We start from the raw sequence: 484 nt of genomic DNA on the forward strand, positions 1-484 counted from the left end.
CAAGGAGCCAGCCGCCGAAGGTGGGATAGATGATTGGGGTGAAGTCGTAACAAGGTAGCCGTATCGGAAGGTGCGGCTGGATCACCTCCTTTCTATGGAGAATCGTTTCCCGTAGCGGAAACATTCAAATAAGCAGGTTCTTTGAACCTGCGACAGCGATTCATTTCGGTCCATCACTTTAGGTGTGGATGAAATGAAGAGCAAAACTTACTCACTCGTTGCTCGGTTTTGAGAGCTCAAACTCTCAAAACAGCTTGCTTTTGCATGGAGCTTGTTCTTTGAAAACTAGATATCGAAACGAAAATTGCGAATTAGAACATTCCTTTTAGCTGAACTTGTGTCAAAACAAGTTTCAATAAAACGGTAGATTGCATTTGCTCGCATGAGCAATTGGTTAAGCTACTAAGAGCACACGGAGGATGCCTAGGCGCTAGGAGCCGATGAAGGACGTGGCGAACAACGAAACTGCCTCGGGGAGCTGTAA

At 46.1% G+C, this 484-nt stretch carries 2 rRNA genes; both read left to right on the forward strand.

Going from position 1 to position 484, the window contains the following annotated elements:
- A 16S ribosomal RNA gene (locus tag HP552_RS00185) occupies window positions 1-92 on the forward strand; the annotation flags it as partial.
- Window positions 93-392: 300 nt separating this feature from the next.
- Window positions 393-484: ribosomal RNA gene (locus tag HP552_RS00190) — 23S ribosomal RNA — on the forward strand; the annotation flags it as partial.

This window comes from Paenibacillus xylanilyticus (genome assembly GCF_013359935.1).
In the GTDB taxonomy this organism is placed as follows: Bacteria; Bacillota; Bacilli; order Paenibacillales; family Paenibacillaceae; genus Paenibacillus; species Paenibacillus xylanilyticus.